6 protein-coding genes are annotated in these 6838 nt (G+C 58.4%); 2 read left to right on the forward strand and 4 right to left on the reverse strand.

What is annotated here, in order from left to right:
* Window positions 1-364, reverse strand: a 364-nt coding sequence (locus VEG30_04930) for a hypothetical protein (GenBank protein ID HXZ79253.1), incomplete at its 3' end; no start/stop codon positions are given.
* Between the two features lie 392 nt (window positions 365-756).
* Here VEG30_04930 and VEG30_04935 point away from each other — a divergent pair.
* Window positions 757-924: a hypothetical protein gene (locus tag VEG30_04935; protein ID HXZ79254.1), complete on the forward strand. Its 168-nt coding sequence runs from the start codon at window positions 757-759 to the stop codon at window positions 922-924.
* Window positions 925-933: 9 nt separating this feature from the next.
* On the opposite strand, the gene VEG30_04940 is transcribed toward VEG30_04935, so the two are convergent.
* The 3 genes from VEG30_04940 to zwf all read right to left on the reverse strand — a co-directional run bounded on the left by VEG30_04940 (window position 934) and on the right by zwf (window position 4989).
* Complete coding sequence (locus VEG30_04940) at window positions 934-2175, reverse strand: ABC transporter permease (GenBank protein ID HXZ79255.1); 1242 nt, start codon at window positions 2173-2175, stop codon at window positions 934-936.
* A gap of 2 nt (window positions 2176-2177) precedes the next feature.
* Entirely contained in the window at window positions 2178-3422 is a 1245-nt protein-coding gene (locus tag VEG30_04945; GenBank protein ID HXZ79256.1) for an ABC transporter permease, read from the reverse strand.
* 151 nt (window positions 3423-3573) lie between these two features.
* Window positions 3574-4989 carry a glucose-6-phosphate dehydrogenase gene (gene zwf, locus VEG30_04950; protein HXZ79257.1) on the reverse strand — a complete coding sequence of 472 codons (1416 nt, stop codon included), beginning with the start codon at window positions 4987-4989 and terminating at the stop codon, window positions 3574-3576.
* Between the two features lie 867 nt (window positions 4990-5856).
* On the opposite strand from zwf, the gene VEG30_04955 reads away from it, so the two are divergent.
* Window positions 5857-6093 carry a hypothetical protein gene (locus VEG30_04955; GenBank protein ID HXZ79258.1) on the forward strand — a complete coding sequence of 79 codons (237 nt, stop codon included), beginning with the start codon at window positions 5857-5859 and terminating at the stop codon, window positions 6091-6093.
* Window positions 6094-6838: the final 745 nt, after the last annotated feature.

Raw genomic sequence — 6838 nt, forward strand, 5'->3', positions numbered from 1 at the left:
GGATGCCCATGCGGTCGCTGAGTGGCTGCGCCCCGCCCTGGTAGAAGGTCAGCTGCTTCGGTTGGCCGCCCTCGGCGGGCATGACGTAAACATTGAAGTTGCCGTCGTATTGCCCGGTGAAAGCGATCCACTTCCCATCCGGAGAGAACTTGGGGAACAGTTCCCTACCGGGAGCGGTTGTGACCCGGTGTGCGACCCCACCCTGGCTGGAAGCCAGCCACAAGTCGCCGCCGTAGACGAAGACGATCCGGTCACCGTGGATGTCGGGAAAGCGCATCAAGCGGCCTTCCCGTGCTTGTTGTGCGAACACGGGAAGGGCAGCGAAAAGCAGGCAGACACACAACCGATGCTTGAACAGGTACATGAAAACTCCTGGTTGCGGAATCGCAAAGGGGGGTCGTAAAGATGTCGGGCATGGAAAACGTGCTATTGTAGCAACCTCATCGGGCAGCGGCGCGCCGAGGAAGTAAAGATGACAAGCTGCCCCGGTGCCACAGGTCGCCTTCCCACAGTGACGGCCTGCCGGGCAAAAGGAAAGCGGCCCAGGCCTCCAGAAGCAGATCCGGCCGCCGTCGAAGCCAAGCCCAATGGCCTGCTGCTCGATGAACCGGTTATCGTTCTCCCCTTTCCATGCTGGAATGCACCCGTAAGACTTTCCTGCTCTCGAGAACTGCGCCGCTCCCTACCACATCAGCAGTGGTGGATCGATTTCTTGCGCAACGTGGGTGCGCTGGATTCTGGCATAAAAGCTCCCTGATGCGCGGCGGCATGGAGGCCATTTACGCCGATGTCGGCCAGCGCCTGGGTTTCGTCGGGTTCGCTTCCACCAGGCCGGCGCAAGGCGCGATGTGCAGTGCGAGACGACGGCTCGGACTGGAAGCAGAGTCGCTCTTCCCGCTCCCGGTGCGCGATGATGTCGGCTGACGCTGGCCATCACTCATAGCGCAGCGCCTCAATCGGGTCCAGGTTGGCGGCGCGCACCGCGGGGAACATTCCGCTGACCACGCCCACCAGCCCCAGGATCGTGACTGCGATCAGCAGAATCTTGGGCGCCACCACCAGCCGGATATCGCCCGCCTCGGCGTGGCTGGCCATGGCGCTGTACAGTGTCAACGAACCCACCGAGAGAGAAACGATGTAGGAGAGTACGATGCCCAGCACGCCGCCCACGGCTGTAATCACCATTGCCTCCGCCAGGAACTGAAACAGAATGTCTTTCCGCCGCGCTCCCAAAGCCTTCTCCACCCCGATTTCGCGCGTACGCTGCGTCACCGATACCAGCATGATGTTCGCCAGGCCGACCCCGCCAATCCCCAGGGTAATCGTCCCGATAAAGGTGAGCAGGATCTTCAGGCCCATGGTGATGATGTTGAACTGCGATAGCTGCTTCTGCGCATCGAACACGAACACCGCGCGCTCGTCGTCGGACTTGAAGTTGTGCGCCAGCGCCAGAGAATCGCGAATGATCTTGCTGACCTTGTTGTGGTCCATCCCTTCGTAGTCCAGCCAGATGCCCCCGAGGTAGTAGTTGTCCTGGAGCACATCCATGGTCTTGTAGGGGATGTAGATCTGGCGGTTGATATCGCTGTCGCCCTCCTGCATGCGCGCCGTAACCAGGCCGACCAGCTGGAAACTGACCCCATTGATGCGGATCGTCTGCCCCAGGGCGGGTAGTCCGGAAAACAGCTTGTCCCGCGCTTCCCAACCCAGTACCGCAACGCGAACATGGGCCAGGTTGTCCTCGTCGTTGAGGAACCGCCCTTCCGCCATTTTGAGGTTCCAGATCTGCTGAGCGGGCGGATCGATCCCGGTCACCGGCAAAACGAACGTACGTGCCCCGTTGGTGACGGTGCATTGTTTGTCTAGTTGGCGGGAGACATGGTGCACCAGTGGCACGACGTTGCGCAGCAGTTCGATGTCGGTGTTGGTGAAGCGAATCTCGACCCCGGCCTTGTTTCCCCCGGCCTGCTGCGAAGTGCGGCCCGGAAAGATGCCCACGGCTTTGGCCCCAAAGCTCTCGAAGATGTTGTAAATCGCCTGGCCGAAGCCCTCTCCGTACGCCAGCAGCAACACGACCGTGGCGATACCCCAAGCCATCCCCGCCATGGTCAGCAGGGTCTTGCGCAGATCATGTCGCATAGCGCCATAGGCTTGTTCCAGAAGGTCGCGATGCATGGTTACTCCTTGCGCAACGCCTCCACGGGTTCCAGCAGCGCCGCCCGCCGCGCTGGATACAAGCCCGCGGCAATGCCGGCGATGGCCAGCGAAGCGATGGCCAGGATCGCCGTCGAGGCCACCAGCTTCGGCGGATCAAAGCCGGGCGGCGAAGGCACAGTGGACAAGGCTGCCATTAGGGCCGCCGCGCCGCCCATCCCGATGCCTCCGCTCAGCAGAGTCAGGAAGGCGCCTTCCACGAAGAACTGGAACATGATACTGCCGTTGGTGGCGCCAACCGCCTTGCGCAGCCCGATCTCGCGCGTCCGGTCCGCCACCGCTACCAGCATGATGTTGATAATTCCGATCGCTCCCAGCGCCAGGGTTACCAGCCCCACGCTACCCAGGAACATGTTCATGGCGTCAAAAATCTTGCCCACCTGGTCGACCGTGCGAACCGTGTCCCACTCGTCGAAGGCATCCGCATTGCGGTAGTCGAAGTTATGGTTGCGGGCGATGATCTTGTGCACCTCCAGCTTCGCCAACTCGTGCAAGGCCCGCGACCGAGGCTGGTAATTGAGAAACGAAATCGAGTCCTTGACGTCCACCGTGGGCGGGAAGTATTGCTGCATAGTATTGAAAGGTATGAACATGCGCATGTTCAGCGTGTTGTTTTCCCCGTGCCCGATGCGCTGCAGGGTCCCGATAACCTGGAAACGGACGTCGTTGATCAAAATGGTGCTCCCCACTGACGGGCGGCCGGGAAACAGCAGCCGCCGCGCCTCGTCCCCCAGCACCACCACGGCCCGCTTCTGCGTGTCGTCCAAGTCGTTGATCCAGCGACCCTCGGCGATCGGCAAATAGCGAATCTGGTTGATATTCGCAGGCACGCCCATCAGCTGCCCGCTGCTCTGGAAGAAGTCGCTTACCGCGCGCAGGTCGGCGCGTGAGATGACCGGCGCCACTGCGCCGACGTGCGGACATTCGGACTTGATGTCGAGGAAATCCTTGTACGTCAGGTAGTACTGGCGCATTCCCGTGAAACTGCCTTCCACGGCCGGCGCGCGCCCCGACCAGATGAACATCACGTTCTCGCCCAGCGATTCAAATTGCTTGCGGTTGCCCGAGCGGAAACCTTCGCCCAAGCCCACCAGCAGCAGTAGCGACCCTACTCCCCAGGCAATGCCGAACATGGTGAGGAAAGAGCGCAATTTGTGCGCCCACAGCATGCTCAGGGTCTGGCTGAAGATTTCGAAGAGAACGCGCACCAAAACCAGGATATACGAGCGCTCGTGAAAACCGCAGGAATGGCGACACCGCGAGGCTAGGCGAAGGCATTCTTGAATTCTCGCTAGCCAATGGGAAGGTAAGAGAGAGGCTGCTTTTGATTCCCCTCTGCGGTTGGCCCTAGCATCCGCCCTACGCCGGGTTACGCCACCCTCCGATGTCTTTCGCCAAAGTCTCGGTCTCGATCGGCCCCCACGATCCCGGTTCGTAGAAGTGCAGCGGAGCAGAGTTACCGAGAATGTTCTCCACCACGCCCCAGGAAACTTCCACCGCGTCTTCGCGGACAAACAAAAGGGCGTCGCCTCTCATGGCGTCGGTTAGCAGCCGTTCGTAAGCTTCGACTTCGTCGCCAGGCGAGTTCTTGACTGCCGCCAGCTCGGTCAGCATGGCAATCAACTTCCTGCCCGGGCGCTTGATGCGGACACCAGTCGCAATAGAGACATCCGGACCGAGTTGGAAGCGAAAATAATTCCGTTCAGACGCAGGCTCGCGGCCCAGGGGCGGACGCTTCAGGCGTACCAAGACTTCGGTGGCAGTGGTCTTAAGACACTTCCCCGCGCGGATGAGGAATGGAACGCCAGCCCAACGCCAGGAGTCCACTTCGAATCGGATGGCGGCAAAGGTCTCCACCTGTGAGTTCGGAGCCACCCCCGGCTCATTGCGATAGCCAACAAACTGTGCGCGCACGACTTTGTCAGCCTGGACGGGCGGAATGTTGCGAAAAACTTTAACTTGCTCGTCGCGTACGGACTCCGGATACATGGAAGTAGGCGGTTCCATAGCAATGAGCGCCACCACCTGCAGCAGGTGATTCTGGATCACGTCACGGATCGCACCGGCCTCCTCATAGAACTTTCCCCGACCTGAAACGCCGAAACTCTCCGCCATCGTGATCTGCACGCTTTCCACATAGTTGCGATTCCAGATGGGTTCGAAATACGTATTCGCGAAGCGAAAGAAAAGGAGGTTCTCGACCGCTTCTTTTCCCAGGTAGTGGTCGATGCGGAAGATTTGCGACTCGGGAAACACCGAGTGCAGAATCTCGTTGAGCGCTTTGGCGGATGCGACGTCGCGGCCAAATGGTTTCTCCACGATGATGCGGGCATCGGAAGAGCACCCGGACTTGCTGAGTTGCTCGACGACCGTAGCAAACATACTAGGTGGTATTGCCAGGTAATGGATCGGCGACGAGGCACTCCCAAGTTCCTGCCGCAGTCGGGTGAAAGTAGTCGGGTCCGTGTAATCACCGTCTATGTAGTGGAGTTGCTTGACAAGTTGAGAGAAGATCGCTTCATCAACCCCTCCATCATTGTTTCGAATACTCTCGCGGGCACGCTCGCGCAGTTGGTCGAGATTCCATCCTGACTTAGCCACTCCGATCACAGGACACTTTAGCGTGCCGTGGCGCACCATGTTTTGCAAGGCAGGGAAGATTTTCTTATAGGCCAGATCCCCGCTGGCGCCAAAGAAAACGAAAGCATCCGAGAGTTTCCCGCCGCCTTGATTTTCGGTTTCCCACGGGTTCTCGGACCTCATCTGTTGGGTCATAGAATTACTTCCTGGTCCTTAGGTTGGCAGACGTCTCTCGACCGAGCTGTGCCGGAGAACCAAACGATCGTATCGAAAACGTTCTCCAGGCCGAACTGTCATTTGTACCAGTGCAACGACGGTGAACCAGGCAGGATCGCGCGAATAAGGAGCTGAGCATGAATTGCAGGATGGCAGTATGGCTGTGACACTGCTGGCTGGGTTGACAGCTTCATGGGCGGCAGGCGGCCACGAAATAGGAATAAATAAGGAGCCCCGGGCGGAGTCGAGCTGTCGACACGCACTTTAGGAATTCTTGGAAGCGGAGGTACCACGCAAACGATGCGTCAGCGCATGGCGCATTGTGACCGTTCTTGTCTTCTCTTGTCTTCCGCGGTACGACTTCTCCCTTTCATCTTGACAGCATCGCTGGGGTTGAAATAGGTTGCTTGGCAAGGGGCGTGTATGAAGCAGTGGCGTTGGGCTCTGATTCTCTTCGAGCTCCTCTTGTTCGCGGCGGTCCTGGTGTTGCCCCAAGTGGACCTGCCGGATTTCACATTCCACGGAGCGACCGCTCCGATTGTCGCTAGGTCAAGAATGTCTCCTCCGCCGGCGTTGCCCACGGTGACGGCACAGGCGCAGAGCCAGTCGCCAAGACCAACAAGAAGCCGGCCCATCAATTCGGCGATTTGCCCGAATTCACATTCTCTGCTCTTTTTCTTTTGCGCTCTCCTCTGCTAGCCAGACGTCCTAGCCTTCGCTCGCTTTCAACCTGTTGAGGGTAGCGGTTCCCGCGCGGGGGCACGTCGGCGCGGAGCCTCAGAGAAAACCACCGCACCCGATGCAACCGCCGAAGACTCGGGAACCCCGTTTTAAGAGGAGGATCATATGCGAACTACGAGTATCAGCAGTCGGACGATTTGGAGGCAGCTTCTTGCCAATGCAGTGGTAGAAGCGGACCCGAGCCGTCTTCAGAAAAAGCTGGCTGCAGCACAACGGGCCATCGACGACCGGGAGCTCGCCCTACGCCGAACTGAAGGCCACAAGGACGCAGACCTGAAGGAACTGGCTTATGCACGCGCAACCATCGAGCACCTGCGCGAGCTAGCACGCGTCCAGCCCTGAGTGGCACTCGGATTCACCACAGCTTCTTGCAGTCGAACTTGACGAGCTGCTCAGCGGATAAACCAAACTTCCGAATGCAGGTGTCATTCCGTATGCGAAGGTGAGACAACCGACAAAAGGTGCGTTCCATCCGTGGGGCCACCCTTAAGAAAAGCAACGAAGGAGAATCTCCAATGTTGGAGTTGTTAATTCGGCATTCCGACACAGGCACAACGATTTGCTGTAAGGGCCGCATCGTCCTCGGAAGCCATCTCGATCTCTTCCGAGGGGCTACCTTGTCCCAAACTGCTTCTAAGGTGATGCTGGACTTATCGAGAGTTCATCTGGTTGATGCGGCAGGCCTAGGTGTTCTGGTTGATCTGCACAAACGATTTCTCAACACACGAAGGACGATAGACCTAATAGACCCTACACCTTTTGTGTGTCAGGTTTTTAGAATTACCTGTCTGCACACTGTCTTTCACATCCTTCGAACTCGAGATATCGGACTGACCCAGAGAAACGCCTTGGGGGTTGGAGTCGGAGCCTCGAAAATTCATTGAATGGGGTAAGCAGGGAGGTTGAGCAGTTCTGTGGTGTGGAGTCGTCTGTCAGCCAGCTATAACGACGGCTTCCTCCGAATCTTCTTCCTGCAAGATAGATCCCGGTTTACGCACAGAGAAGCGATGCAGCCTTGTGTGCATTGAAATCAGCATCCGAGGAGGAGCGATATCGCAAGGTTCTGAATTCTTTGTATGTAGTAGAA

It is taken from the genome of Terriglobales bacterium (assembly GCA_035624455.1).
In the GTDB taxonomy this organism is placed as follows: Bacteria; Acidobacteriota; Terriglobia; order Terriglobales; family Acidobacteriaceae; genus DASPRM01.